The sequence below is a fragment of the Burkholderia sp. 28_3 genome, assembly GCF_003253915.1.
GTDB classification, from domain to species: domain Bacteria; phylum Pseudomonadota; class Gammaproteobacteria; order Burkholderiales; family Burkholderiaceae; genus Burkholderia; species Burkholderia cenocepacia.
On the sequence record NZ_QKZF01000002.1, the window covers coordinates 491305 to 518227 of the forward strand.

Annotated in this window: 25 protein-coding genes, 4 tRNA genes and 1 riboswitch; of the genes, 8 read left to right on the top strand and 21 right to left on the bottom strand. The window is 67.4% G+C overall.

Going from position 1 to position 26923, the window contains the following annotated elements:
- Positions 1-85: 85 nt before the first annotated feature.
- From DFS13_RS07010 to DFS13_RS07020, 3 genes are all read right to left on the bottom strand, one after another.
- A tRNA-Arg gene (locus DFS13_RS07010) sits at positions 86-162 on the bottom strand.
- A gap of 61 nt (positions 163-223) precedes the next feature.
- A tRNA-Arg gene (locus tag DFS13_RS07015) sits at positions 224-300 on the bottom strand.
- Between the two features lie 66 nt (positions 301-366).
- Positions 367-443 (bottom strand) — tRNA-Arg (locus DFS13_RS07020).
- 129 nt (positions 444-572) lie between these two features.
- Here DFS13_RS07020 and greB point away from each other — a divergent pair.
- The gene (gene greB / locus DFS13_RS07025) at positions 573-1136 is read left to right on the top strand and encodes a transcription elongation factor GreB (protein WP_006486618.1); all 564 of its coding nucleotides are present in this window, start codon (positions 573-575) and stop codon (positions 1134-1136) included.
- Positions 1137-1218: 82 nt separating this feature from the next.
- Here the strand turns inward: greB and DFS13_RS07030 are convergent, their stop codons facing one another.
- Positions 1219-2370: a porin gene (locus DFS13_RS07030; protein ID WP_111441514.1), complete on the bottom strand. Its 1152-nt coding sequence runs from the start codon at positions 2368-2370 to the stop codon at positions 1219-1221.
- 502 nt (positions 2371-2872) lie between these two features.
- On the bottom strand, positions 2873-3139 hold the full coding sequence (locus tag DFS13_RS07035; protein WP_006486644.1) for a hypothetical protein: 267 nt from the start codon (positions 3137-3139) through the stop codon (positions 2873-2875).
- A 393-nt stretch (positions 3140-3532) separates the two neighbouring features.
- Here DFS13_RS07035 and DFS13_RS07040 point away from each other — a divergent pair, with 393 nt between their 5' ends.
- Positions 3533-3736, top strand: coding sequence for a cold-shock protein (locus DFS13_RS07040; protein WP_006476615.1), 204 nt, complete (start codon positions 3533-3535; stop codon positions 3734-3736).
- Between the two features lie 140 nt (positions 3737-3876).
- Positions 3877-5004 (top strand): exonuclease domain-containing protein, encoded by a 1128-nt coding sequence (locus tag DFS13_RS07045; RefSeq protein ID WP_006496574.1) that lies wholly within the window; start codon positions 3877-3879, stop codon positions 5002-5004.
- A gap of 13 nt (positions 5005-5017) precedes the next feature.
- Here the strand turns inward: DFS13_RS07045 and DFS13_RS07050 are convergent, their stop codons facing one another.
- Together DFS13_RS07050 and DFS13_RS40225 are read right to left on the bottom strand one after the other, a co-directional pair.
- Positions 5018-5611, bottom strand: coding sequence for a chorismate mutase (locus DFS13_RS07050; RefSeq protein WP_006496573.1), 594 nt, complete (start codon positions 5609-5611; stop codon positions 5018-5020).
- Between the two features lie 223 nt (positions 5612-5834).
- Complete coding sequence (locus DFS13_RS40225; protein ID WP_162484450.1) at positions 5835-5939, bottom strand: chorismate mutase; 105 nt, start codon at positions 5937-5939, stop codon at positions 5835-5837.
- 240 nt (positions 5940-6179) lie between these two features.
- Here DFS13_RS40225 and DFS13_RS07055 point away from each other — a divergent pair, with 240 nt between their 5' ends.
- From DFS13_RS07055 to DFS13_RS07070, 4 genes are all read left to right on the top strand, one after another.
- Complete coding sequence (locus tag DFS13_RS07055) at positions 6180-6569, top strand: DUF2946 domain-containing protein (RefSeq protein ID WP_006486673.1); 390 nt, start codon at positions 6180-6182, stop codon at positions 6567-6569.
- 128 nt (positions 6570-6697) lie between these two features.
- On the top strand, positions 6698-9061 hold the full coding sequence (locus DFS13_RS07060) for a TonB-dependent receptor (protein ID WP_111441515.1): 2364 nt from the start codon (positions 6698-6700) through the stop codon (positions 9059-9061).
- Positions 9049-10317: a sialidase family protein gene (locus tag DFS13_RS07065; RefSeq protein ID WP_111441516.1), complete on the top strand. Its 1269-nt coding sequence runs from the start codon at positions 9049-9051 to the stop codon at positions 10315-10317. Before DFS13_RS07060 ends, DFS13_RS07065 begins: the two co-directional genes overlap by 13 nt.
- On the top strand, positions 10314-10805 hold the full coding sequence (locus tag DFS13_RS07070; protein WP_111441517.1) for a TlpA disulfide reductase family protein: 492 nt from the start codon (positions 10314-10316) through the stop codon (positions 10803-10805). The genes DFS13_RS07065 and DFS13_RS07070 overlap by 4 nt, the downstream gene beginning before the upstream one ends.
- Here the strand turns inward: DFS13_RS07070 and DFS13_RS07075 are convergent.
- From DFS13_RS07075 to pepN, 7 genes are all read right to left on the bottom strand, one after another.
- Positions 10789-11043: a GlsB/YeaQ/YmgE family stress response membrane protein gene (locus DFS13_RS07075; RefSeq protein ID WP_006476609.1), complete on the bottom strand. Its 255-nt coding sequence runs from the start codon at positions 11041-11043 to the stop codon at positions 10789-10791. The two genes, DFS13_RS07070 and DFS13_RS07075, sit on opposite strands and share 17 nt — an antisense overlap.
- A gap of 263 nt (positions 11044-11306) precedes the next feature.
- Positions 11307-11519: a hypothetical protein gene (locus DFS13_RS07080; protein WP_060213678.1), complete on the bottom strand. Its 213-nt coding sequence runs from the start codon at positions 11517-11519 to the stop codon at positions 11307-11309.
- Positions 11516-13258: an FAD-dependent oxidoreductase gene (locus DFS13_RS07085; protein ID WP_111441518.1), complete on the bottom strand. Its 1743-nt coding sequence runs from the start codon at positions 13256-13258 to the stop codon at positions 11516-11518. Before DFS13_RS07085 ends, DFS13_RS07080 begins: the two co-directional genes overlap by 4 nt.
- 153 nt (positions 13259-13411) lie before the next feature.
- Complete coding sequence (locus DFS13_RS07090) at positions 13412-14221, bottom strand: LuxR C-terminal-related transcriptional regulator (RefSeq protein ID WP_058902079.1); 810 nt, start codon at positions 14219-14221, stop codon at positions 13412-13414.
- Positions 14222-14390: 169 nt separating this feature from the next.
- A tRNA-Thr gene (locus tag DFS13_RS07095) sits at positions 14391-14466 on the bottom strand.
- A 206-nt stretch (positions 14467-14672) separates the two neighbouring features.
- On the bottom strand, positions 14673-15686 hold the full coding sequence (locus DFS13_RS07100; protein ID WP_006485729.1) for a class 1 fructose-bisphosphatase: 1014 nt from the start codon (positions 15684-15686) through the stop codon (positions 14673-14675).
- Between the two features lie 282 nt (positions 15687-15968).
- A complete protein-coding gene (gene pepN, locus DFS13_RS07105) occupies positions 15969-18662 on the bottom strand; it encodes an aminopeptidase N (RefSeq protein ID WP_111441519.1) in 2694 nt (897 codons plus the stop codon).
- A 187-nt stretch (positions 18663-18849) separates the two neighbouring features.
- Here pepN and DFS13_RS07110 point away from each other — a divergent pair, with 187 nt between their 5' ends.
- Positions 18850-19557 carry a DUF4136 domain-containing protein gene (locus tag DFS13_RS07110; protein ID WP_111441520.1) on the top strand — a complete coding sequence of 236 codons (708 nt, stop codon included), beginning with the start codon at positions 18850-18852 and terminating at the stop codon, positions 19555-19557.
- A gap of 54 nt (positions 19558-19611) precedes the next feature.
- Here the strand turns inward: DFS13_RS07110 and DFS13_RS07115 are convergent, their stop codons facing one another.
- The 7 genes from DFS13_RS07115 to DFS13_RS07150 form a co-directional block, all read right to left on the bottom strand.
- Entirely contained in the window at positions 19612-20184 is a 573-nt protein-coding gene (locus DFS13_RS07115) for a TMEM165/GDT1 family protein (protein WP_006482044.1), read from the bottom strand.
- Between the two features lie 78 nt (positions 20185-20262).
- A riboswitch (yybP-ykoY riboswitch) is annotated at positions 20263-20400 on the bottom strand.
- A gap of 129 nt (positions 20401-20529) precedes the next feature.
- Complete coding sequence (guaD, locus tag DFS13_RS07125) at positions 20530-21849, bottom strand: guanine deaminase (protein WP_062884693.1); 1320 nt, start codon at positions 21847-21849, stop codon at positions 20530-20532.
- Entirely contained in the window at positions 21846-22193 is a 348-nt protein-coding gene (locus tag DFS13_RS07130; protein ID WP_080403529.1) for a hypothetical protein, read from the bottom strand. The genes guaD and DFS13_RS07130 overlap by 4 nt, the downstream gene beginning before the upstream one ends.
- Before the next feature lie 27 nt (positions 22194-22220).
- Positions 22221-23246: an adenosine deaminase gene (locus DFS13_RS07135; protein ID WP_006482041.1), complete on the bottom strand. Its 1026-nt coding sequence runs from the start codon at positions 23244-23246 to the stop codon at positions 22221-22223.
- A gap of 18 nt (positions 23247-23264) precedes the next feature.
- Complete coding sequence (xdhC, locus tag DFS13_RS07140; RefSeq protein ID WP_006482042.1) at positions 23265-24269, bottom strand: xanthine dehydrogenase accessory protein XdhC; 1005 nt, start codon at positions 24267-24269, stop codon at positions 23265-23267.
- Positions 24270-24894: 625 nt separating this feature from the next.
- Positions 24895-25407, bottom strand: a complete 513-nt coding sequence (locus tag DFS13_RS07145) for a disulfide bond formation protein B (protein WP_006489750.1) — start codon at positions 25405-25407, stop codon at positions 24895-24897.
- Positions 25408-25543: 136 nt separating this feature from the next.
- Positions 25544-26920 (bottom strand): amidase, encoded by a 1377-nt coding sequence (locus DFS13_RS07150; protein ID WP_111441521.1) that lies wholly within the window; start codon positions 26918-26920, stop codon positions 25544-25546.
- Positions 26921-26923: the final 3 nt, after the last annotated feature.

Sequence of the window (26923 nt, forward strand, 5' to 3'; positions counted from 1 at the left end):
TGCCCAAGGCGTGCGGATGATGGCGCGAACGAAGGAGGGGGCGCAAAAAGAAAAAGGGCTTTCCCGGAGGAAAGCCCTTTTAAGGTGGCGCGGCTGGCAGGATTCGAACCCACGACCCCTTGGTTCGTAGCCAAGTACTCTATCCAACTGAGCTACAGCCGCACGCAAAACGGTACTGCTTCAACTGTCGGAACCTTCTGCGATGGGAAGGCCCCCAAAAAAGTGGCGCGGCTGGCAGGATTCGAACCCACGACCCCTTGGTTCGTAGCCAAGTACTCTATCCAACTGAGCTACAGCCGCACGCAACAACAAACTTCTACTGCTTCGAACTGAAAGGGCCTTCGGTTGGGAAGGCCCTCGAAAAAGTGGCGCGGCTGGCAGGATTCGAACCCACGACCCCTTGGTTCGTAGCCAAGTACTCTATCCAACTGAGCTACAGCCGCACGCAGAAGCGGAAGTATAGCAGAGTCGTATAAAAAGGGAAGCCTTATTCGCGAATTAGGGTGCATGACCTTGGCCGGCCCCCTTCGTGTACCCTTGGGGGGATCAGTCATCCACGTTGAATCTGCATCATGAACAAGGCGTTTGTCAAAGAGTCGGACGGTGACGACGACGATCTCGACCCGGCTCAACCCGCGATTCCGGCGGGCGCGAAGAACTACATCACGCCGGCCGGCCACAAGCGGCTGAGGGACGAGCTGCTGAACCTGATCGACGTCGAGCGTCCCGAAGTCGTGCGGCTCGTGTCGTGGGCCGCATCGAACGGTGACCGGTCGGAGAACGGTGACTACATCTACGGCAAGCGGCGGCTTCGCGAGATCGATCGCCGCATCCGCTTCCTGACGAAGCGGCTCGATCTCGCGGAAGTCGTCGACGCGAGCCGACAGGAGAATGTCGACCAGGTGTTTTTCGGCGCGACGGTCGATTACGAGACGCCGGACGGCGAGGATCATACGGTGACGATCGTCGGGATCGACGAGGTCGATCTCGACCGCGGCTGCGTCAGCTGGATTTCGCCGGTCGCGCGTGCGCTGATCAAGGCGAAGATCGGCGATACCGTCACGCTGATGACGCCGGCGGGCCCCCAGCCGATCGACATACTCGACGTCCGGTATCCGGCACGGGGCGACGCCTGAGCGTCGACGGTGCGGCACGGCAAAGAAAAAGCGCCCCGACGGGGCGCTTTTCCGTTCCGGTGTACGGTGCGGTGCCGGTCGCTCAGAAACGGTGACGCAGGCCGGCGGTCACGGCGATCTGCTTGTTGCTCGACGAAGCGCCACCGAGGCCATTGACATAGGCGCCGATGCCCAGGCCGTCCGTGCTGACGCGCTGATACACGCCTTGCACATACACGTCGGTCCGCTTGGACAGCGCATAGTCGGTCTGCAGGTTGAATTGATTCCAGCCCGGATGACGGCCGTCCAGGAAGCCCGCGGTGTACGTGTACGACCCGGCCAGCGACAACGCCGGCGTGAGCGCGTAGCGCGCGTTCACTTCGTAGTTGTTGAAGCGGGCAAACGTGCCGTTGAGACCCAGGCCGGTCGACACGCCCGACGCACCGGCAGAGATGCCGAGCGCCCGGTTCACGCGCGATTGCGTGAAGACGAAGCCGGCCGTTGCCGGACCGAACGTGTAGTTCAGGCCACCGCCGAACACGCGCTGACGCTTGCCGACGAACGTGTTGTCGCCTGCTACCGCGCCGGCGCCGATGGTGACCGCGGCCGACGTGAGCCCCGAGATGTCGTTGTTCAACTGCAGATAGCCGGCGCCGATATTGAAGCCGGCGTAGGTGTACGACACCCCCGCGCTGTATGCACGGTTGTTCGAGAACTGGCTGCTGTTCGAGAAGCCGTACAACGCGCCGAACTTCAGCCCGCCGAAATTGACGCTCGTATATTTGACGGCGTTGTTGATCCGGAACGAATTGTTCAGGTTGTCGTTGTCGAACGGGTGGGCAAACTGGGTGCCGCCGAATTGCGTGCCGGTCAGCGACAGCGGGCCGATATAGTCGACGACGCTATCGTATTGGCGACCGAGGGTGATTGCGCCGAACTGCTCCTGCGACAGGCCGACGAATGCCTGGCGGCCGAACTCGCGGCCATTCTGGCCGAGCGTGCCGTTGGCGATGTTGAAGCCGTTTTCCAGCACGAAGATCGCTTTCAGGCCGCCGCCGAGATCTTCCGTGCCGCGCAGACCCCAGCGGCTCCCGTTGATCTGGCCGCTGCGTTCGGACCACGAGCTGTGGCCGCCCTGATTGTTCGTATAGGTGATGCCTGCGTCGATCAGGCCGTACAGCGTAACGCTGCTTTGAGCATGGGCTGCGGTAACGAATACACCCGACAACGCGGTGACGATCAGGGTTTTTTTCATGGATCTGTCTCCAAACAGGATGATGTCGATCGAACCTGCGGCGGACTGGCCGTGTTTTGCTTGACGCTGTAGCCGGTCCCGCAGAACGGCGGTGCGCTTATCAGAAAGCCATGTGCAGTGTACGGAGGGCGCGAAGCGGGGACGGCTCACACTTTAAGAAACAATGTATTTTGGAATCCGCAAAAATCGAAAAAAGCGCGCAAACGGTTACTCCGCAAGGGTTTGCGGCAGTGCAGCGAAATGAAATGGAACTCAGGACTACGTAACGGGCGTTGCGCGATTGCGACAGACGGTCAGCAACGGGCGGCGGCAGCTATAGCGCGATTATTGACACATCGGCAATAGAGGTTTGTGTGGAGCATGGATAATGAAAGGTAGTTCTCTCGTTATACTGCGATCTCTGCTTTCCGAAGCAGACTTTTTCGTTGACGGAAAAGATCTCCAAACCTTTGTCGGCGCGACTTCCCAGTCGCGCTTTTTTTTTGCCCTGCTGCCCGGTGCGCTACTGCGTGTACGAGCGGCGCTTGCGCTTGCCCGCGGGCACGGCTTCTTCTGCCTCGATCGGCGGCGGCGTATAGGTCCAGTCTTCCATCACGTAGTGACGGGCGTCGAGAGGCGATGCGAGCAGGTTCTGCCAGTGATCGCCGTGCCACGTCATATCGAATTCGGTGTCGCATGGCGCTTCGCGCGCGGACTCGGCCAAGGCGCGGGACTTGCGACGTACGCGTCCGAGCCGGCTCGCGAAGCGCTTGATTCCGTCCAGCCACATGACCCTCTCCTTCCTTTCGGTGTTGATTCAGGATCGCAACGTCCCCGCATTTCTGCAACCCGGAAAAAACCCGAGGATTTTACCGAATCGATTTGTCCCCGGTAGGAATTTCACGCCCCGGATTATTGGCGATCCGGTCCCGGTAATATTGACAGGTTTTTGATGCGAATCAATTAATCAAAGGCGATGGTGTACCGATTCCAGTGCTATTAGCGTCTTTTCGATAAAACGGTCGCCAAAAATTTTCTTGACGCACCCGGATTGTCCAATTTATAAAGTCAGCACTCCGTCCTCGGGCGGCGTGCTGGTGCGGGTGCTGGCGCAATGTTTCGGGATTTCGGGTAACGGCTATAAAAATAGCTTTTTTGATCTTATCGAGTGGGGAACGAAGACATGGATACCGGTATCGTGAAATGGTTTAACGATGCTAAAGGTTTTGGCTTTATTACGTCGGACAATGGCGGTGAAGATTTGTTTGCGCACTTTTCCGAAATCCGGATGGACGGCTTCAAGACGCTGAAGGAAAACCAGCGTGTCTCGTTCGACGTCAAGGTCGGCCCGAAAGGCAAGCAGGCAGCGAATATCCAGGCGGTCTGACGCGCCACGCATCGCCGATCACGTCCGGCCCCCGCATCGCGGGGGCTTTTTGTTTTCCGGGGACGGAGCAAACCGGTCGGGCTGGCCGCGAGTACGCCCGCCGGTGCATACTCACGGAAGCATCGTTTCCCAGTCTTTTCATGTCCGATTCCCGTCCGTCCGATCCCGCCAGCGAACAGCCGCTCGTCTTCGTCGACCTCGAAACCACCGGCGGCTCGTCCGCCGACCACCGCATCACCGAAATCGGCGTGGTCGAAATCGGACCGCTCGGCGTGTCGACGTGGACGAGTCTCGTCAATCCGGGGCAGGCGATCCCGCCGTTCATCCAGCAACTGACGGGCATCTCCGACGCGATGGTGCGCGACGCGCCGACGTTCGCGTCGCTCGCGCCGGCGTTGTTCGAGCGGCTCGACGGGAAGCTGTTCGTCGCGCACAACGCGAGCTTCGACCGCGGTTTCCTGCGCGCCGAGTTCGAGCGCGCCGGGCTGGCCTTCAATCCCGATGTGCTCTGCACGGTGCGGCTGTCGCGCGCGCTGTTTCCGCGCGAATCGCGGCACGGGCTCGATGCGCTGATCGAACGGCATGGGCTCGTTCCGGCCGCGCGCCACCGGGCGCTGGCCGATGCCGACCTGCTCTGGCAGTTCTGGCGCCAGTTGCACGAGATCGTGCCGCTCGAGCGGCTGCGCGACCAGATCGCGCGGACGACGCGTCACTTCCGTCTGGGCGGCGATCTGACCGAGGCGTGGCTGGATACCGCGCCGGCAGGGTGCGGCGCGTATGCGTTGTTCGGGGAGCGTGACGAAGCGCTGTATGTCGGCCGCAGCGTGCGCGTGCGGCAGCGGCTGCGCGCGCTGTTGACCGGCGAACGCCGGTCGTCGAAGGAAATGCGGCTGGCGCAGCAGGTGCGCCGTGTCGAATGGCGCGAGACCGGCAACGAGCTGGGGGCGATGCTCGCCGAAGCGCAATGGATTGCCCGGTTGCGCCCGTCGTACAACCGGCGCCCCACGGCCGACGCTACCCGCGCGGGTGGCGCGCCCTGGCCGTTCGAAGGCGCCGTCGCGTTCGAGGCGAACGGCGAGCGCCGCCTGTTTCATGTGATCGACGGCTGGTGCTATCTCGGTTCGGCGGAATCGCTCGATGCGGCCGCGCGGCTCGTGGCCGACGCGGCGGCCAGTGTGTTCGAACCCTTCACCCATCGCCTGCTGCAGACGCATCTCGCGCGCGGCCTGCAGGTGATTCCGCTCATGGCGCTCACGCCGGCGGATTGAGCGCCACGGCGCGTCAGCCGATCGCGCTGGCTCCGCCGGCGGAGCAGACGTGCGACAGCGCGGTATCGAGTGCCTGCGTCTGCGTGGAATCGTAGCGGGTGAGCGTCTTCCAGTTCGCGATGCTGCGCGCGAGCCGCGCCTGGCAATCGGGCGCCTCGCGTAGCGGGGCGACCTGCGCGAGACCGGTCAGCATTTTCTGCGTCAGCCGATCGAGCGCCGGCCGCGTGCTGGCGGCGAGATCGGGCGGTGTGCCTTCCGGCGGCCGCGTCGTGCGCCAGGTCGCGAACAGTGCATTCTGCACGTCCTTGCTCGCCGTGATCTGGTCCTCGAAGAACGTACGGGCGAACGCGGGATCGATGCCGGCCTGAACGGCGCGCTGTTCGACCGCCGTGAGCAGGGCCGCTTCGCGCGGCCGGTCCTCGATGGCCTTGTGATTCGCCCATTTCCAGCGCGCGACCGGTTCGGCGAGCGCGAGGCGCTGCGACGCGAGCGCCACGATGTTGGTGAGGGCGGTGTCGTCGCCGTCTGCCCGGGCGGGATGCGGAGACGAAAGGAGGGCGACGCCGAGCGCGGCGACAGCGAGGCTGGCACGAATGGCTTGCTTCATCGGAACGATCGGGAGACCCGGGCGGGCCGGACGTGGAAAACCAGAAGGATAGACGAAGACAGTCGCGCGGCGTAGCGTCGCGACAGGAGAATCAGCAGGCGAGCTGATCCGGCACCGTCAGGCTGTTGCGGCCCGGGTGCGAGGCGAATTGCGCGCGAAGCGCACGGATGAACCGCACGATAGCGATGATCGACACGTGGCGGTTACAGAACCGAACTGACGTTCACTTCGGCGAGTACAGCTTGTGCTGCTCGTCGAAGAATGCCCGAACGTGCTCGGGCAGCTCGGCGAGGAATTCCACGCCGACGGGTTCTGGATCCGGGCTCATCACTTGCTCGGGCGGTGGCATGCGAGTGGGTCTTTCGTCCATGATCGTTTCTCCAGCAGGTTCAATGATTATCAACCTCGCGCTCGGATTTATGCCAGCGGCGAATCGTTAGATTTTGTCTCTGTTGTATTAACGGCACATGCGCTCCGGCGCGCGGTGCGATGCCCGGTATTGCACGCTGCACGATCGGCAACAATCGGGCCGCTTGTTATACTTGCGCGCACTTTTTCCTGGACCGCGATGAGACGAACGACGCGATGGATCGGCCTCGTATGGCTGGCGCTGGTACTGAACGTACTGTCGCCCGTCGTCGGCTACGCGCGTCTCGCGTCGAGCGGCTCCGGCGCGCTCACGCTCGAGTTGTGCAGTGCAGCGGGCGCCCGTCAGGTCGTGCTCGCACAAGCGGGCGACGACCGCGACACGTCGTCGTTCGACCATGCCGGCGTCCCGCACTGCGTGTACTGCCCCGGCTTCGCGGCGAACGTCGCGCTGGGCACGAGCCTGCCCGCGATGCCGGGCTTCGTGCGGACGTTCGCGTATCGGGTGGCCGCGCCGGTCGTTCCCGATGTACCCCGCAAGGGCATCCGTCTCGCGCAGCCGCGCGCCCCGCCTGAAAACCTCCCGATCTGATTGATGTCGTCCGCGCGCCCTGGTGGCGCGCGAGCCGCCCGCGGCCCCGGTCCGCGCGTCGCGTCGTTCGTGCGCGGCTCGCGCACCCGTGTCCGGCGGCGTCCGATCACGTTTTCAGGAATTCACTCATGTCGTCTACCTTTGCCGCGCGGCCGTCGCGCGGCCGGCTCGCGCTCGCATGCGCGGCCGCTTTCGCATGGCCGGCCGCTCACGCGGCTTCGACCGACGATGCGCGCGCCGAGGCCGCCCGCGGCGGCGGCGCCGATCGTTCCGCCACCGCCACGCCGGCTTCCGCCGGTGTCGCGGCATCGGCCACACCGGCCGGCGACACGCTGAGCGCCGTCAGCGTGACCGCGCAGCGGCAACCGGTCGACCCGGATACGCCGGCCGTCGTCACGTCGATCACCCGCGAGCAGATCGATGCGCACACCAACGTCACCACCGAGGACGCGCTGAAGTACGCGCCGAACCTGATGGTCCGCAAGCGCTACATCGGTGACCGCAACAGCATCTTCGCGGGCCGCGACTTCAACGAACTGCAGAGCGCGCGCGGGCTCGTCTATGCCGACGGTGTGCTGCTGTCGAACCTGCTCGGGTCGAGCTATGCGTACCCGCCGCGCTGGTCGCTGATTCCGCCCGACGACATCGCGCGCGTCGACGTGCTCTATGGCCCCTTTTCCGCGCTGTATCCGGGCAATTCGATCGGCTCGACCGTGCTGCTCACCACGCGCCGCCCGGAACAGCTCGAGGCGTCGCTGTCGACGCAGTTTTTCACGCAGCGCTACCACGACGGCTACGGCTTTGCCGATAGCCTCGGCGGCAATCATCAGACCGCGCGGATCGCGAACCGCGTCGGCCGGTTCTGGTTCGCGCTGTCGCTCGACCGGCTGGAGAACAACGGCCAGCCGATGCAGTATGCGAGCCCCGCTTCGGCCTACAACCCGAGGCTGGGCGCCGCCGTGCCCGTGACGGGCGCCGCGACCGACATCGGCCCCAACGGCAAGCCGCGGACCATCGTCGGCGCGCAGACGATCGAGCGGACCGAGCAGCTCAACGAGACGGTCCGGATGGGCTATGCGTTCACCGATCACGTCGATGCGACGCTGACGCTCGGGCATTGGGAGAACCATTACCGGCAGCACGGCGAGACCTTCCTGCGCGATGCGACGGGCAATCCGGTCTACGGCGGCAACGTGTCGATCGGCGGGCAGAACATGACCGTTGCGCCGAACGCGTTCGCGCCGCAGCGCGGCGACCAGGAGAACTGGCTGTACGCGCTCGGGCTGAACGGCCGGCTCGATTCCGGCTGGCGGTTGTCGGGCGTGGTATCCGCGTACGACGTGTCGCGCGACGTGCTGCGCGCGGCCTCGACCGTGCAGGGCGGGGCCGGCACGCTGTTCCAGGGCGACGGCACCGGCTGGCGCACGCTCGACCTGAAGGCCGAGGCGCCGGAAGTGAAAGGCCATACGTTCACGTTCGGCTATCGCTACGACAACTACTTCCTGCGCAACGTCACGTACAACACCGCCGACTGGCTGGCCGGGCCGACCACGTCGCTCGCGAGCGTCTATCGTGGCGACACGCGCACGCAGGCGCTGTTCGGGCAGGACGCGTGGCGCTTCGCGCCGGGCTGGCTCGCGACGCTCGGGCTGCGCTACGAGCGCTGGGATGCGTACGGCGGCGCGCTCGGCAATGCGAAAGGCACGTTCGGCTATGCGGACCGGAGCGCGAATGCGCTGTCGCCGAAAGTCGCGCTGCAGTGGGACGCGACGGAAGTCTGGCGCTTCCGGCTGTCGTTCGCGACCGGCACGCGGTTTCCGACGGTCGGCGAGCTGTTCCAGGGCACGATTTCGAACAACGCGATCGTCAACAACAATCCGAACCTGCGGCCCGAAAAGGCGATCGACTGGGATTTCACGGCCGAACGCGACGTGGGCGTCGGCGTCGTGCGCGCCAGCGTGTTCCAGAGCGACCTGCGCGATTCGATCTACAGCCAGACGACGGCGTCGGGCGCGACGACCGTCACCAACATCTCGAACGTCGACCGCGTGCGCGTGCGTGGCGTCGAGCTCGCGTTCAGCGGCGAGAACGTCGGGCTGCGCGGGCTCAACCTCGACGCGAACGTGTCGGCGAGCAACGCGCAGATCCTTGCCGATGCCGCGAACCCGGCCTACGTCGGGTCGCGTTTCCCGCGCATTCCGCGCATGCGCGCGAACCTGCTCGCGTCGTATCGCTTCGACGAGCACTGGCTCGCGAGCGTCGGCGTGCGCTACTCGGGCCGCCAGTACAACACGCTCGACAACAGCGACGTGAATCCGGACGTCTACGGCGGCACGAGCTCGTTCACGGTCGTCGATCTGAAGGCACGCTACCGCTTCGATCGTCACTGGACCGCGTCGGCCGGCATCGACAACCTGACGGACCGCCGCTACTACACGTTCCACCCGTATCCGGGCCGCACTTTCTATGGAGAACTGAAATGGTCGCTGTGAGATCGTTCGCGGCGGGTTGCGCGCTGTGGCTCGCGGCGCTCTCGACCGCCGGCGCGCATGATGCGTCCGGCGTGGCGAAAGCCGCCGATCCGCACGCCGCGCACACGAGCATGCAGGCGACGCCCGCGCAGCAGAAGCAGCCGCTCGCGACGGGCGCCGCGTTCGATGCGCGTCATCGGCTGTGGGTCGCATGGGTCGAAGGCGCGCATGTCGTCGTCGCGCATTCCGACGACGCCGGGCGCACGCTGTCCGCGCCCGTCACCGTCAATGCGATGCCCGAGCCGATCTACACGAGCGCCGAGAATCGCCCGAAGCTCGCGACGAGCCCGGACGGGCGCGCGGTGTACGTGTCGTGGTCGATGCCGCTCGATGCGCCGTACACCGGCATGGTGCGCTTCTCGCGCTCGCTCGACGGCGGCGCGACGTGGAGCGTGCCCGTGACCGTGCATCGCGACCGGCAGGCGATCACGCACCGCTTCGACATGATGGCCGTCGATCCCGCCGGCAACATCGCGATCGCATGGATCGACAAGCGTGATCTCGTCGCGGCGAAGGCGGCCGGGCAGACGTACGAAGGCGCGGCCGTCTACTACGCGGTGTCACGCGACGGCGGCGCGTCGTTCGACCCCGAGCGCAAGGTGACCGACCACACCTGCGAATGCTGCCGGATCGCGATGGCGATCGATCCGGCCGGGCGCATCGAGGCCGTGTGGCGCAACGTGTTCCCGGGGCAGATCCGCGATCACGCGCTCGCGGTGCTGCCCGTATCGGCGTCCGAGCCGGTCCTGCCGATACGCGCGACGTTCTCGAACTGGCACGTCGAGGCGTGCCCCGAACACGGGCCGGCGCTCGCGATCACGCCGGACGGCACGCGACATGTGGCGTGGTTCGGCGTCGTCGACGGTCGCGCCGACGTGTTCTATTCGCGCATCGGCGCCGATGGCCAGCCGCGCGGCACACCGTGGGCATTCGGCGCGAATCCCGCGGTGCCCGGCGAGCAGGCGTCGCATGCGGCGCTCGTCGCGCACGGCGACGTCGTGTGGCTCGCTTGGAAGGCGTTCGACGGCGACACGATGCAGATCAAGCTGCGTTGGTCGGATGACCGCGGCGAGCACTGGTCGGCGCCGCGCGTGATCGCGTCGACGGCGGGCGCGAGCGACAACCCGCAATTGCTCGACGATGCGGGCCGCATCTACCTGTCGTGGCGCACGCGCAACGACGGCTATCGGCTGATCGCCGTGGAGGGGACGCAATGAAGCGGCTGATGGCATGGCTCGGCATCGTGCTCGCGAGCCTGCCCGCATGGGCGGGCGACGGTGCGTTGCAGCCGTTGCGCGCGGCGGACGTCGCGCGCCTGTACGCGGCGGCGCGCGAGCGGCCGCTGGCGGTCGAGATCTGGTCGCTCGATTGCGGATACTGTCGCGAGAACGCCGCGCATCTGGTCGCGTGGCAGCGCCGTCATCCGGGCGTGCAGCTCGCGATGGTCGCGATGGATGCGTACGACGACAACGGTGCGGCGATCGCGCAGGCGCTGGCGCAGATGAACCTGCCGCCGCAGGTCGCGCAGTATGCGAACGCGGAGCCGATGCCCGAGCGGCTGCGAACGGCGCTCGATGCGGGATGGCGAGGGGAGATGCCGCGCACCGTGTGGATCGGGCGCGAGGGCGTGCGTGACGCGCGCAGCGGCCCGATGCGAAAACGCGCCCGAAGGCGCGTGGAGAGAAACGTCAGGCCGCTCGCCTGAATAGCCGGATCACGAACAGCAGGATCACCGCGCCGATGACCGCGACGATCACCGAACCGATGAAGCCGCTGCCGATGCTGATGCCGAGCAACCCGGCAAGCCAGCCGCCGATCACCGCGCCGACGATCCCGACGATGATGTCGACGATCAGCCCGAAGCCGCCGCCCTTCACGAGCAAGCCGGCAAGCCAGCCGGCGATCGCGCCGATGATGAGCCACATAATCAAGCCATGAGTCATGGTGGTCCTCTCCTTGGGTTGAGTCGAAATGACCGCGTACCGGCCGCCGCGCGCCGCAAGCTGGTTGAAAGCGGCTGCGACCGCCGCGCCGCCCACGCAATGTAACGCGATAGACGGGTCAGAATCGTTAAGTAATGTTATGCACCCTTAAGCAGATTTTCCAGGTGATTTGTCTGCGTACGGCACGATTCGTGCGCATGCGACGCATGGCGAAATGAATTTGTAAGAATCGGGTCGCCGCTGCGGCTGATCGGTCGAACGTGTTATCTCTCGTGCGTCGTCGTGGACAGGGTGGCCTCCGGCAGTCCGTCGGCTGCGTCGGCAATCAGCCGCGCGACGGTCGCGGCATCGTCGATCGCCTCGATCGACAGCAGCGCCAAACGGGCGAGGAAGAGCGACGCATCGGCTTCACCGATCCGGGTCATCGTGTGGCACAGATCGGTGTAGAGCGTGTCGCGTTCGGTGTCCGTCATCATGCGGTCTCCTGAAGATCGGTTTCGATCGAAGCGTGCGGATGGAGCGCGCGATCGAGTGCGGCGCTCACGTCGTCGGCCCGCGCATCGTGCCAGCGACCGAGCACGTGCCCGTCCGGACGCACGAGATAGACGGTGCCGTCGCGTGCGCCGTACATGTCGAACAGCCGCCCGTCGTCGTCGTGGCCGCGGCAGGCCGGATGCCGTACGGTCGCCGCATGCCGGGCGAGCGTGACGAGCGCGAACGGTATGTGCGCTGCCTGCAGGCGTGGCTCGAGCGCGGCGAGCGATGGATCGGGCACGCCGTCCGCCGTGAAGCAGAACGCGGTGAAGCGCGGCGCGACGAGATCGGTCAGGTGGCCGCGGTGCGTATCGTCGCCATGCGCCCCGTACAGCGTCAACGGACACTCGGGGAGCACCGTGCCGGGCGCCGGGCCGGCCGCGAAGGTGTCGCGTTCGGCCGTGTTGAGCGGCGACCTGGCATACGCGATGGCCGATGTCTGGCGCGGGTTGATCAGCGAACGCAGTGCCGGATGCCGGACCGCGAGCGTCAGCACGGCCTTGCGCATCAGCGCGAACGCAAACGACGGCGGCGCCATGAACTCGGTGCTCTTCGTGCCGTAGCGCAGGTTCTCGTGCGCCGCGAACACGCGCTCGTCCGAGTAGCTGTCGAGCAGCGCGTCCGACGCGATGCCGCGGATCACGTACGCGAGCTTCCACGCGACATTGTCGGCATCGTCGATGCCCGAATTCGCGCCGCGTACGCCGAAGATCGGCACGAGATGCGCGGCATCGCCGCAGAACAGCACGCGGTCGTGCCGGTAGCGTTCGAGCGTCAGCGCGTTCGCCTTGTAGATCGTGATCCAGATGGGCGACCACGCGCCGCGCTCGCCCATCATGTCGAGCAGGTCCTGCACGCGCGGGATCACGTTCTCCGGCTTCACGGCCGCTGCGGGATACTCGTCGTCACGCAACTGGTAGTCGATCCGCCATACGTTGTCGGGCTGCTTGTGGACGAGCACGGTGGAGCCCGGATTCGACGACGGATCGAAGTAGGCCAGGCGTTCGGTCGGCCGGTCGCTGTCGAGCGCGATGTCGACGATCACGTAGCGGCCCTCGTAGGTCGTGCCGCGCAGCGGCAGGCCGAGCGCGTCGCGCATCGTGCTGCGGCCGCCGTCGCACGCAACGACCCAGTCGGCATCAAATGCATAGCCGCCGAGCGGCGTGTCGACGTCGATGCGTACACCATCCGGCAGCCGCGTCACGCCGGTCACCTTCGTCTGCCAGCGGATCTCGATCAGGTCGGGCTGGCGCAGCGCGGCATCGAGCAGGAATTGTTCGATGTGATATTGCGCGAGATTCACCATCGGCGGCAGCTTCTGGTTCGCGTCCTGCGGCATCGTGAAATGCAGCACTTCGTCGCGCCGGTAGAAACTGCGGCCGCCGGTCCATGGCAGCCCCGTGCGCAGGAAATCGTCGAGCGCGCCGAGCCGCTCGACGATCTCGAGGCTGCGGCGCGAGATGCAGATGGCGCGGCTGCCGTGGCAGACCGAATCGTCGGCTTCGATCAGCACGCTGCGGATGCCGTGATTCGCGAGGCCGAGCGCGACGGCGAGGCCCACGGGGCCGCCGCCGACGATCGCGACGCGATGCCGGCGCGTGTCGATGCCGCCGTCACGCTCCGGCAGATGCGCGGGATGGCGCTCGGCGACGAACGGGTAGGGCTTGAAGTCGATATCCATCGTTGGCTTCCAGGGTGGTCCGGTTCGACGTGCCCGCATCGGTGAAGCGATGCAGGCAGCTGGTCGATCCAGTATGGAAGCCGGTCGTGCCGCCGTTGTCCCCATTTCGGGTACGGCGGCGGTCGCGCTGCGCCCGGTGCGAGCCGACGCGTTTCAGGGCTGCATGCACAGCGCGAACAGTTCTCGCTGGCTCGAAATGCCGAGGCGCCGATACGCGCGTTTCTGATAGGTCACGACGCTCGACGCCTTTACGCCCATCGTCTCGCCGATGTCATGCGCGGTCTGGCCTTCGAGCACGCCGCGCAACACGTCGAGTTCGCGCTTCGACAATGCCGGGCACGCATGGCGCAGTCGCGCGAGCATGCGTTGCGGGATGCCGATCTGCGCCGCGCCGGCCAGCGCGTAGTGATGCTTGGCGGCCTGCGCGATCAGCGGCGCGAGCGCCTCGATCGTCGCGATCTCGCGCGGCTGGAATGCGCCGCTGCGATGCGCGCGATACAGGTTGATCGACAGCCAGGTTGCATCGTCGGGCTGCATCAGCAACGCGAGCCGGTCGGACACGTCGGGGCCGCGATAGCACGCCGCGCGATACGCTTCGTGATCGATTTCGTCGCCGGCCTGCTGGTGCAGCAGCACGCCGTGCCGGTGCGTGCCGCGCCGGGCGGCCGAGACGATCGGCTGGTTGCCGTCGAGTGCGTAGAAGTGTCGCGCGTACGTGTCGGCGACGTCGCGCAGATAGCGGCCGCCGCGATGATCGGCGACGGACAGCGTGCGCGGGCGGTTGCCGAACTCGTACGCGAAGATCGTGCACTGCGTGATCGACAGTGCATCGTCGAACAGCCTCAGGATTTCGCCGGCGAACGCGTCGGGCTCGTTGCCGCCGATCGCGGCGACGAGGCGCGTCGCGCGGGACACGTCCAGTTGCGCGGAGAAAGCCGGTCGCTCGAGACGCCAGGTGCGCATGGTGCGGGGAGAGGGGGGAATGGTCCGGCGATTGTAATCGGCGGGACGCGGCGCGGGAGTCGGGGGATGCCCGCAAACGAGGGTGAGTCGGAAAGCGGACGGGCGCACGATTTCGGCGCCGGAAAAGAGAAAAGGTCTGACAAGCGATGCTTGTCAGACCTTTATGTCTTGGTGCCGGAGATAGGAGTCGAACCTACGACCTTCGCATTACGAATGCGCTGCTCTACCAACTGAGCTACACCGGCAGCAGAGAAATGAAATTATATGGTGAAATCCGCGATCTTGGCAATAGGTTTTGCGAAATTTTTTCAGCTTGCTGCGGCTGCTTCGCGAAACCCTCGATCCGGCGGACTTTCCGCTTTCACTTCACTGCGATGCAACCCGTTAGGGCCACATCGCGAAGGCGCGATTGTACTGATGTCTCGCACCCTCGTCCAGTGCTGCAGTGCAATTATTTTGCTTCGTCGTGATAGCCGGTCACGCGCTCGACTTCGTTCTTCGAACCGAGGAACACGGGCACGCGCTGGTGCAGGCCGGTCGGCTGCACTTCCATGATGCGCTGCGTGCCGGTCGTCGCGGCGCCGCCTGCCTGTTCGACGATGAACGACATCGGGTTCGCTTCGTACATCAGGCGCAGCTTGCCCGGACGATCGGGCGTGCGCTTGTCGGCCGGGTACATGAAGATGCCGCCGCGATTCAGGATCCGGTGCACGTCGGCCACCATCGACGCGATCCAGCGCATGTTGAAGTTGTCGCCGCGCGGGCCGTCCTTGCCGGCGTTCAGCTCGTCGACGTAGCGCTTGACCGGGTCGTACCAGTGGCGCGCGTTCGATGCGTTGATCGCGTATTCGCGCGTGTCGGCCGGGATCTGCATGTTGCTCTGCGTGAGCACCCACGAGCCGACTTCGCGGTCGAGCGTGAAGCAGTTCACGCCGTTGCCGGTCGTCAGCACGAACACCGTCTGCGGGCCGTAGACGGCGTAGCCGGCCGCGACCTGCTGCGTGCCGGGTTGCAGGAACGATTCCTCGGTCGCCTGCTTGCCGTCCGGGCAGCGCAGCACCGAGAAGATCGTGCCGATCGACACGTTCACGTCGATGTTCGACGAGCCGTCGAGCGGATCGAACACGAGCAGGTATTCGCCGCGCGGGTAGTTCGCCGGGATCGGGAAGAACGTTTCCATTTCTTCCGACGCCATCGCGGCGAGGTTGCCACCCCATTCGTTCGCGTCGAGCAGGATTTCGTTCGACAGGATGTCGAGCTTCTTCTGCACTTCGCCCTGGACGTTCTCGCTGCCGGCGGTGCCGAGCGCTTCGCCGAGCGCGCCCTTCGACACGTTGTAGCTGATCGCCTTGCACGCGCGGGCGACGACTTCGATCAGCAGGCGCAGGTCGGCGGGGAGGTTGTTGGTCTCACGTTGCTGTTCGATCAGGAACTTCGACAGCGTGGTGCGGCGGGCAATGGACATGACAGACTCCGAAAGGCCAAAGAATCCTTGAATGGCCGCAATTTTACCCGTCGCGCCTCCGGTGCCGCCGGCTTTTTTCGTCCGGTTACATGGCCGGGTGCCCGAAGCGGCGCGGTATCGGGCGGCGACGCCGGGCGGGGTGCGCCTCGCCGCGGAGGCCGCCCGAGCGGTCCGACCCCGCGAGCGCGTGCGGTTGCAGCCGTGCTCGTGCAATAAAAAAGCCGGCGCCGCGTGAGGCGGCACCGGCTCGATCGCGCGGACGCGACAGGTCGAACGCGCAAGTTACGCGAGCGCCTTCTCGACGATCTCGCGCACGTCACGCGATTTCGCGCCGGCCGCGACCTGTTCGAGCGCTTCGCGCATCCGGTCGCGCAGCGCCGGCGTGAAGCGGCGCCACAGTTCGAGCGAGCGCGCGAGGCGTGCGGCGACCTGCGGGTTGATCGCGTCGAGCGCGAGCACCTGTTCGGCCCAGAACGCGTAGCCCGAACCGTCCGCCGCATGGAATTGCGCGGGATTGGCCGCGCAGAAGCTGAAGATCAGCGAGCGCGCGCGGTTCGGATTCTTCAGATTGAACGCCGGGTGCGCGAGCAGCTTGCGCACCTTCGCGAGCGTCGGCTGCGCGGGCGTACCGCGTTGCGCCGCCTGCATCGCGAACCACTTGTCGATCACGAGCGCTTCCTTCTCGAAGCGGCGGTAGAAGTCGTCGAGCGCGTGCTCGGCCGGCCCGTTCGCGCCCGCGGCGGCCGCGGACAGCAGCGCGCCGAGCGCAGCCGCGCGATCGGTCATGTTGTTCGCCGCGTCGTACTGGGCCGTGGCGAGGCGTACCGCATCGGCCGGATCGTCGAGTTCGGCCAGATACGCGAGCGCGAGGTTCTTCAGCGCGCGGCGGCCCGACGCGTCCGGGGTCGGCTCGTAGGCGCCGGGCGTCTGGTGCTGCTCGTACGTAGCGAGCCAGTCGGCGCGCAGCGCGGTCGCGAGCTGGCGGCGCACGAACTGGCGCGCGCGATGCACGGCGGCCGGATCGGCTTCGGCCATCTGGTCGGCGAGATAGGTTTCCGACGGCAGTGTCAGCGCGAGTTCGCGGAACGCCGGCGACAGGCTTTCATCGGTCAATACGCGGCGGAACGCGGCGACGAAGTTCTCGCCGAGCGTGAGCGGCGCGTTGGCGGCCGCCCGCGCGGCGAGTGTCAGCAGCGCGCGCGTCGCGAGGCGCTGGCCGGCCTCCCAGCGGTTGAACGGATCGCTGTCGTGCGCGAGCAGGAACGCGAGATCGTCGTCGCTGTAGTCGTACTCGACGATCACCGGCGACGAGAAGTTGCGCAGCAGCGACGGCAGCGGCGCTTCCGGCACGTCGACGAACGTGAAGGTCTGCTCGGTGTCGGTGAACTCCAGCACGCGCGTCGTGCCCGATGCAGCGGCTTCGCCGTCGAGACGCAGCGGCAGGTCACGGCCGTCGCGGCCGATCAGGCCGATCGCGAACGGGATCAGGAGCGGCCCCTGCTGCGTTTCGCGCGCGGCCGGCGACGCGTCGCCGTAGCCCTGCGCGAGCGTGACCGTATAGCGGCGTGCGGCCGCGTCGTACGCGGTGCGCACCGACACGCGCGGCGTGCCGGCCTGGCTGTACCAGCGCTCGAACTGCGCGAGGTCGCGCCCGTTCGCGTCGGCCATCGCGTGACGGAAGTCATCGCAGGTCACCGCGTGGCCGTCGTGGCGCTTGAAGTAGAGGTCCATCCCCTTGCGGAAGCCGTCGCGGCCGAACAGCGTCTGGTACATCCGCACGACTTCCGAGCCTTTCTCGTAGACCGTCATCGTGTAGAAGTTGTTGATCTCGACGTAGCTCTCCGGGCGCACCGGGTGCGCCATCGGGCCCGCGTCCTCCGCGAACTGCAGCTGGCGCAGCACGCGCACGTCCTCGATGCGCTTGACCGCGCGGGCCGCCGATTCGACCGCGTCGCCCGCGGCCATGTCGGCCGAGAACTCCTGGTCGCGGAACACCGTCAGACCTTCCTTCAGGCTCAACTGGAACCAGTCGCGGCAGGTCACGCGGTTGCCGGTCCAGTTGTGGAAGTACTCGTGGCCGACCACCGACTCGATGTTCGCGAAATCGGTGTCGGTCGCGGTCTCGGGGTTCGCCAGCACGTACTTCGTGTTGAAGATGTTGAGCCCCTTGTTCTCCATCGCGCCCATGTTGAAGTCGCCGACCGCGACGATCATGAAGCGGTCGAGATCGAGCTCGAGGCCGAAGCGCTTTTCGTCCCAGCGGATCGAGTGGATCAGCGAATCCATCGCGTGACGCGTCTTGTCGAGATCGGCCGGTTCGACCCACACCTGCAGCAGCTTTTCCTTGCCGGAGCCGGTGGTGATCGTTTCCTCGATCGCGACGAGCTTGCCCGCGACCAGCGCGAACAGATAGCTCGGCTTGCGGAACGGGTCTTCCCATTTCGCGAAGTGGCGGCCGTCGGGCAGGTCGCCCGAATCGACGAGGTTGCCGTTCGACAGCAGCACCGGGTACGCGGCCTTGTCGGCACGCAGCGTGACGACGTACGACGCCATCACGTCGGGGCGGTCGAGGAAGTAGGTGATGCGGCGAAAGCCTTCGGCTTCGCACTGCGTGAAGAAGTTGCCGCTCGACACGTAGAGGCCCGACAGCGTCGTATTCTGGTCGGGTGCGCACGCGCTTTCGAGCGTCAGCTCGAACGTGTCGGGCACGTTCTCGACGGTCAGCCCGTGCTCGTGCGCGCGCACGGCGCCGTGCGGTGCGCCATCCAGCCGCGCGCCGAGGAATTCGAGCGCCTCGCCCATCAGTTCCAGGTGCGGCGCGGGCGCGGCATCCGGATTGCGGCGCACGCGCATCGTATTCCTGACGATCGTGCGGGCCGGCGCGAGATCGAATTCGAGTGCGACGGAATCGATGAGGAAGGCCGGCGGCGTGTAGTCGGCGCGGCGGATCACGGTGGAGGAGGCGTTGTCGGACATGGTCGTCGAGATCGGTGGAGTGGGGGACGGGCCCGTCGCGCGGGCCAGGCGAACCGGGCCATTGTACAAAGGCTTGCGGCTGCGTGTCGGGCGAACTTTTTACCGCTTCCGCCAGTCCGCGTATTATCGGCATCCCGTTGTGGTTCGCGCGGTGCGACGAACGGGTGACGGATCGACGAGGATCAACATGAAACGCGATTGGATTTTTCGCGGTGCGGGCTGGGCGGCGGCGCTGTGCGTCGCGCTGCTGACCGGCTGCACCAGCTACGTGACCACCCAGGTCACGGCCTTCTCCGACTGGAGCGGCAGCGACGCGACGCGCACCTATGCGTTCACGCGCACGGACGCGCAGAAGAACAGCATCGAGCAGTCGACCTACGAGCCGATCGTCGCGAACGAGCTGTCCGCGTACGTGTTCCGGCAGGTGCCGCAGTCGCAGGCCCGCTATCTCGTCGGGCTGACCTATGCGGTCGGCAGCGATCTCGTGACGGTGCCGCAGCCGGTCTACTACGATCCGTGGTTCGCGCCCGGGCCGTACTGGCGGCGCGGGCCGTGGAATCCCTGGGGCCCGTGGGGACCCTGGGGGCCGATGCCGGCCGGCTATGTCGCGCAGACGTACCAGGTGTTCGACTACATGCTCGGTATCCGCATCACCGAGCGCGCGACCGGCAAGGAGGTCTACAACGTGTCCGCGCGCACGACCGGCGACAACGGCACGTTGCTGTACGCGATGCCGTTCCTCGCGCGCAGCGCGCTCGCCGATTTCCCGTTGTCGAACGGCGCGGTCCGCTCGGTTCGGCTGCCGGTCGACAAGCGCGGCGGGCCGGCGGCGCCGGCCGCCAACGAGCGCGCGGTGCCGGCGGCGCCCGCCTCGGGCGCGGCCGTCGCGAAGTAAAGCGGCATCCACTCCGGCGCGGCCGCCCGGCCGCGCCAGCCACTTTCCTTTCCGTCAGACCCCGATACCCAGCAGCGCCAGCGCGCCGAGCACGACGAACAGCACGGCTGCGATCCCGTGTACGAGCTTCGTCGGCAGACGGTGCGCGAAGCGGTCGCCGAGCAGGATCGCCGGCACGTTCGCGAGCATCATCCCGAACGTCGTGCCGGCCACGACACCGATGTAGTCCTGGAAGCGCGCGGCCAGCGCGACGGTCGCGATCTGCGTCTTGTCGCCCATTTCCGCGAGGAAGAACGCGACGAGCGTCGCGCCGAACACGCCGAGCCGCGAGCGGGTCGCATTGGCTTCGTCCTCGTCGAGCTTGTCCGGTACGAGAATCCACAGCCCCATCGCGATGAACGAGAACGCGAGCGCCCAGCGCATGATCGACGGCGTGACGAGCGCGCCCAGCCATTCGCCGAGCGCGCCGGCGAAACCATGGTTGACGAGCGTCGCGACGAGCACGCCGAGAATGATCGGCACCGGCTTGCGATAGCGCGCGGCCAGCACGAGGGAAAGCAGTTGGGTCTTGTCGCCGATTTCAGCGAGGGCGACGGCGCCGGTGGAGATCAGGAAGGCTTGAGACACGAATGGGGTTCCGCGGGCCGTTGTTGTGCGTGCGAGCGACGATCCACCGCGCGCCGGGCCCTGATGCGGCGCGCAGTGAACCATCGGTCTCGCCAGGCCAACGTGGCTGCGTCCGCCATGGCCGAACGGCCAAGTCTGTTGACGGACGCCTCCGTCACGATGCGCGCCGGTGGCGCGGGACATCGAGCGGAGCGGCTACTCCCCAATGAGCGGCGCATTCTAGCACGGTGCGTTGCACGCCGGAAAGCAGCCGGGCCGCCGTGCGGCGCACTGAAGCGGCTTCGATTGCCGACATGCACGGCGGCGAAGCTGCCGCGCGTGTCGGAACGTGCCGGCCGCGGGTCGTTACGCGGCGGCCGGGCGGCGCGCGGCGCCGCGTTCGTGCACGAGTTCGCCGGCCGCGTAGGTGCGGTATACCGCGCGGTCGTCGCCGAGCAGCGCGAACGCGAACAGCAGTTCCTCGAGCGACTCCGCGCGCTTCGTACGGCGCGCGAGCAGCGGCGTCGCCTGCGGATCGAGCACGACGAAGTCGGCTTCGGTGCGCGGCTTGAGCGTGCCGACCGTGTCGGCGAGGTCGAGCGCCTGCGCGGCGCCGGCCGTCGCGAGCCAGAACATCCGCGTGGCGGTCAGGTGATGGCCCGACAGTCGCGCGACCTTGTGCGCCTCGTTCATCGTCTGCAGCATCGAGAACGACGTGCCGCCGCCGACGTCGGTCGCGAGCGTGACGGGCACGTCGTGTTCGCCGGCCTTGTCGAAGTCGAACAGCCCGCTGCCGAGGAAGAAGTTCGACGTCGGGCAGTGCGCGACGACGGTGCGCGTCTCGGCCATCCGGCGGCGATCCTCGTCGTCGAGGTGGATGCAGTGACCGTACACCGCGCGCGGACGCAGCAGCCCGTAGCGGTCGTAGATGTCGAGATAGCTGCGATGGCCGGGGAACAGCTCGGCCACCCATTTCACCTCGTCGACGTTTTCCGCGACGTGGCTCTGCACGAACACGTCCGGATGGCGGCGCGCGAGTTCGCCGCACGCCTCGAGCTGCGCCTCGGTCGACGTCGGCGCGAAGCGCGGCGTGAGCGCGTACATCTGGCGGCCCTTGCCGTGCCAGCGGTCGATCAGCTCGGCGCTGTCGTCATAGCCCGACTGCGCGGTGTCGCGCAGGAATTCGGGGCAGTTGCGGTCCATCAGCACCTTGCCCGCGATCATCCGCAGGTCGCGCGCGTCGCTTGCGGCGAACAGCGCATCGGCCGATTGCTTGTGCACCGTGCAGTAGACGAGTGCGCTCGTCGTGCCGCACGCAAGCAGTTCGTCGACGAAGAAGTCGGCGACTTCGCGCGCATGCTCGGGGTCGCCGAACTGGCGCTCGGTCGGGAACGTGTACTTGTCGAGCCACGGCAACAGGCCCGGCGCCGGCGACGCGATCATGTCCGTCTGCGGATAGTGGATGTGCGTGTCGATGAAGCCGGGCACGATCAGCTTGTCGCGCAGGTCGTGGACCACCGCATCGCGCGCGAGCGTCGCGGCGAGCGCCGCATACGGGCCGATCGCGACGACCTTGCCGTCGTCGACGATCAGGAGCCCGTCGGTCTCGTGGTTCGCGGCCTGGCTCGATTGCGCCGGGTCGCCGTTGAAGGTCAGCAGTTGGGAGCGGAAAGCGGTTTGCGTCATGACGAATGGTCCTGCATCAAGGTAAGGCGAACAGAAGAAAGCGATCGGCGCAGCACGGCGGCGGGACGGTGCGTCGCGAGCGGCAGCGGCACGCGGCGTGCGGCGCGGCCGGCGGCGATGGCATGGGCGAACGTGGCGGCCGAAGCCGCCCGCAAGTGGTTGCCCGCGCACCTCGCGGCCGTTGCACCCGCATCCGGTGCGGCGGCGAACGGCACGGCCAGCCGCGACGGCCGGTGCGCACAAGCGCCGACACACGGCGCCGTCGCGCCGCATGCACGCAGCCCACCGGCCCGGGGCCAGGCCGGACCGGTGAGCGCGAAGCGGATGCCGTTGCCGTGTTTCATCTGTCTAGCGTTCCTCGATGCGGGCCGTCACGCCGCCTGCCAGTACGCGTCGAGGCGCGCGTACAGTGCGTCGCGCTGCGCCGGTTCGATGAACGACGCCTCGAAGCCGTTGCGGATCACCGCATGGACTTCGGCATCCGTGAGTTGCAGCCCTTCGGCCGTCGCGAAGTAGTTTTCATTGACGTAGCCGCCGAAATAGGCCGGATCGTCGGAGTTGATCGTCACCGCGACGCCGCGGTCGAGCAGCGCCTTCAGCGTGTGCTTCGCCATGTCGTCGAACACGCACAGCTTCAGGTTCGACAGCGGGCAGACGGTGAGCGCCGTGCGCGATCGGGCGAGGCGTTCGACGAGCGCGGCATCCTCGATGCTGCGTACGCCGTGGTCGATCCGGTCGACCTTCAGCACGTCGAGCGCTTCGTAGATGTAGGCGGGCGGGCCTTCCTCGCCCGCATGCGCGACGAGTTTCAGCCCGAGCGCGCGGGCCTTTTCGAACACGCGCGCGAACTTCGTCGGCGGATGGCCGAGCTCGGACGAATCGAGGCCCACGCCGATCAGGCGATGACGATAGCGTTCGAACAGCGGCAACGCGGATTCGAACGTCGCGAGCGCGTCCTCTTCCGACAGGTGGCGCAGGAAGCACAGGATCAGCTTGCTCGACAGCCCGCGTCGTTCGGCATCGGCGAGCGCGCGCTCGATGCCCGCGACGACCGTCTCGATCGGCACGCCGCGCTCGGTGTGCGTCTGCGGGTCGAAGAACAGTTCGGTGTGGACGACGTTGTCGGCGAGCGCGCGTTCGCAGTATGCGGCCGTCATGTCGTAGAAATCCTGCTCGGTGAGCAGCACGCTCGCGCCGGCGTAGTAGATGTCGAGGAACGATTGCAGGTCGGTGAACGCATACGCGGCGCGCAGCGCATCGATCGAGTCGTAAGCGAGCTTCACGCCGTTGCGCTGCGCGAGCGCGAAGATCAGTTCGGGCTCGAGCGAGCCTTCGATGTGGATGTGCAGCTCCGCTTTCGGCGCGCGGGCAATCTTGTCCTTGAATGTCGGGGTCATGGCGTCGTTCTTGGTCGGTCAGTAGGTAGGGGAAGCCTGCGCGGACGCATTCGCCTCGACGGCCTGCAGCAACTGCGCGGCCACCGAGATCGCGATCACTTCGGGCGCCTTGTCGATGATGCCTTCGACACCGATCGGGCAGCGCATCCGCGCGACCTGGGCCGGGTCGATGCCGATCGCGGCGAGCCGGTGATCGAACTGCACGCGCTTCGTGTGCGAGCCGGTCATCCCGAAGTACGCATAGTCGCCGCGTCGCAGGATGCGCTCGGCCAGCACGAAATCGAGTGCATGGTCGTGCGTCATCACGACGAAGTAGGACTGCGGCGGCGCGGCGTCGACCGCGTCCGCCGGGGACGCAGCCGCGTCGATCACGAGGTTGCCGATACCGGCGAGCGCGTCGGCCGGCGGGAACACCGCATCGGGCCCGTCGATCCAGCGCACCTGGCACGGCAGCGTCGCCAGCACCTTCACGAGCGCGGTGCCGATGTGCCCGGCGCCGAACAGCACGACGGGGAACGCATACGGCGCGATCGTCTCGGTCATCAGCGATACGCCGCCGGTTTCCCACAGCAGGCAGTCGGCACGCGCGGCTTCCGATTCGGGCTCGCTCAACAGCGGCGCGCCCGGCGAGGGGCCGAATGATACGCTACGCACGGTCGCGGCGCCGGCCGCGACGCGCTTCGCGAGCGACATGATCCAGCCGAGATCGCCGACGTCGAGCCGCTCGAACGCGAGCACCACGGCGCCGCCGCAGCACTGGCCGAGACTCGGGCCGAGCGCGAGCCGCTCTAGCCGGCGGGCGTGCGGCACGTGCGCGCCGTCCTTCAGCAGGTGCCGCGCGATCTCGATCGCCTTCCATTCCAGATGACCGCCGCCGATCGTATGGCGGGCCGTGTCGCGCGTGACGAGCATCTTGGTGCCGGCTTCGCGCGGCGCGGAGCCGTCGGTGTGCGCGACCGTCACGAGCACGGCCGCTTCGCCGTGCGCGAGCAGTTGCTGCAGATCGCCGAGCCAGGCTTCCATCAGCACGCTCCGTTCGGGACGACGCGGCACGACGCGCGGCGCGGGCTGGCGGGCGCGGCGGCAACGAGGACGGACGGGAGCGGGGCCGGCCGGCTGCAGGGCCGATGCCGTGCGGTGGCCGCGGACTGACGGCGTGCGCGTACGGCGCCGCCGGACGCGCGGACGCCATGAGGGTGACGGATGCGGATGGTTTGCGTTGTCATGATGAATCCAGTCGACATTGCGGATCGGGCGCGCGTTACGCAGGGAGCGGTGAGACCGCCTGGCCTCGCGCACGTAGATCGCCATCCAGTCCCGAAGATAGCATCGCCACGCGGCCGGAACATGGCCGGGCGGTGATCCGGGCTATCAGGAGGCGATCATGTCGATCATAGGCCCGCCGCGCGGGATCGGGGGACCGATGCATGCACATCGGGCCGAAACGCATGCGTGGCGGGGCGGGGGCGCGGCAATCGCGCGACACGCGCTCGCCCGGAAATCCAGGCGACGGCGGGGTAGGTGTTTACGCGCGGCGGCCGGGCAGGGCCGCCGGAGGCGTCGGCTGCAGCCGGGCGACGACTTGCCGGCGGCGCGCGGCCCGTTCGGCGGGGCCGCGCAGGCCATGGGCCAAAACGCGGCCGGCCGGTCAGCCCGCGAGCTTGCGGCGATGGCGCCAGAGGCTCGCGACGACCGCGACCAGGATCACGGCGAAGCCGATCAGCGCCCAGCCGGGCAGCAGGATGCCGAAGATCGGCGGATAGACGGTCTCGCACAGCCCGGCGACCTTGAACATGCCGGGGAACCACTGCGCGGGCGGCAGGCTGTCGACGATCGGCTGCAGCGTGTCGAAGCCGCAGCTGAAGCCCGGATTCATCTGGATCGACAGGTGCCGTGCGGCCGTGCCGACACCGCCGGCCGCGGCGATCGCGATCAGCAGCTCGAGCACCCAGACGCCGCGCCAGTTGCGGATCCCGGCGGCCAGGAACGCGAAGATCCCGATCGCGCAGAAGAAGTAGCGCTGGATGATGCACAGCGGGCACGGGTCTTCGTTCTTCACGTACTGCAGGTACAGCGCGCCGGCCAGCAGGGCGATGCACACCCATCCGAGCAGCATCAGCAGGCGGCGTTCGCGGCGTAGTGCAAGCGTGTAGTCGTTCATGTCGGCGGGGTTCCTCGTCGGTCGGTCCGGAAAACAATCGCGCGATTTTAGCGCGAACGGTCTGGCACGAAACTGACAGCGCGCGTGCGGCACCCCGCCGCACCGCGCTCGGTCCGCCGACGATCGGCGGGCGCGGTCAGCGGATCGTGTTCAGCACGGCCTCGACCGACTGGCCGATCGCGAGCAGCGCGTCGTCGCGATGCGGCGCCGCCGCGAGCATCAGGCCGACCGGTGCCGCGTCGCGCGGATGGCACGGCAGCGACAGCCCGCACGCATCGAGGAAGTTGAACGCGCTCGGGTTGCGCAGGATCAGCGCGTTGGTGCGCGTGAACGCGTCGTCGTCCGTTTCGAGTTCGGCGATGCGCGGCGGCACGACCGGCACCGTCGGCGCGACGAGCGCGTCGAAGCGCGACCAGACCGTGTGCGCGGCTTCGTCGAGCATCGCGGCACGCGCAGCGAGCAGGTCGAGATAGTCGGCGGCGCTCGCGGGTTCGCCCTTCAGGATCCGCGTCAGCACGCGCGGGTCGTACTGGTCGCGATGCGTGGCGAGCAGCGGACGATGCCACGCGTACGCCTCGATCGGCGAGAAGCCGAAACGGTTGATCTCCGGCAGCCGGTCGAGCGCGGGGAAGCGCACGTCGGTGACGATCGCGCCGGCGGCTTCCAGATGCTTGAGCGCGGTGTCGAGCGCGGCCGCGACGTCGGCATCGACGCCGTCCGTCACGTAGTTCGTCAGCACGCCGAGCCGTACGCCTTCGAGCGGCCGGGCGGCCGGCACGTGCGGTTCGAGCCCCGCCAGCATCCGGTCGACGAGCGCGCAGCACGCGACCGTGAGGCCGATCGGGCCGAACGAGTCGAGCGTCGTCGACAGCGGCACGCCGCCTTGCGTCGGGATCCGGCTCGCGGTCGGCTTGAAGCCCGTGAGCCCGCACAGCGCGGCCGGGATGCGGATCGAGCCGCCGGTGTCGGTGCCGAGCGCGACGGCGGCCATCCCGTCGGCGACCGACGCGGCCGCCCCCGACGACGAGCCGCCCGAAATCCGCGCGTCGCCCGGCACGTCGCGGTGGTACGGCGAGCGCGGATTGCCGAAGTGCGGATTCAGCCCGAGCCCCGAGAACGCGAATTCGCTCATGTTGGTGCGGCCGACCAGCACCGCGCCCGCGCGCCTGAGCCGCGCGACGGCGACCGCATCGGTGCGCGCGGCCGGTGCGCCGTCGAGCACGCGCGAGCCCGCGCGCGTCACCTGGCCCGCGACGTCGAACAGGTCCTTGACCGATACCGGAATGCCCGCGAGCGGCGACAGCACGGTGCCCGCGGCGCGCAGTCGGTCGTGCGCGTCGGCGGCCGCGCGGGCGTTGTCGGCATCGACTTCGGTGAAGACGACCGCGCCCTGGCCCGCCGGATCGGCGATCCGGTCGAGCGCGGTGTCGACGAGCGCGCGGCTCGTGGTCCGGCCGGCGGCGAGGTCGGCGGCGAGCTGGGCGAGCGGGGGGAACGGCGTGAAAGTGGTCATGGC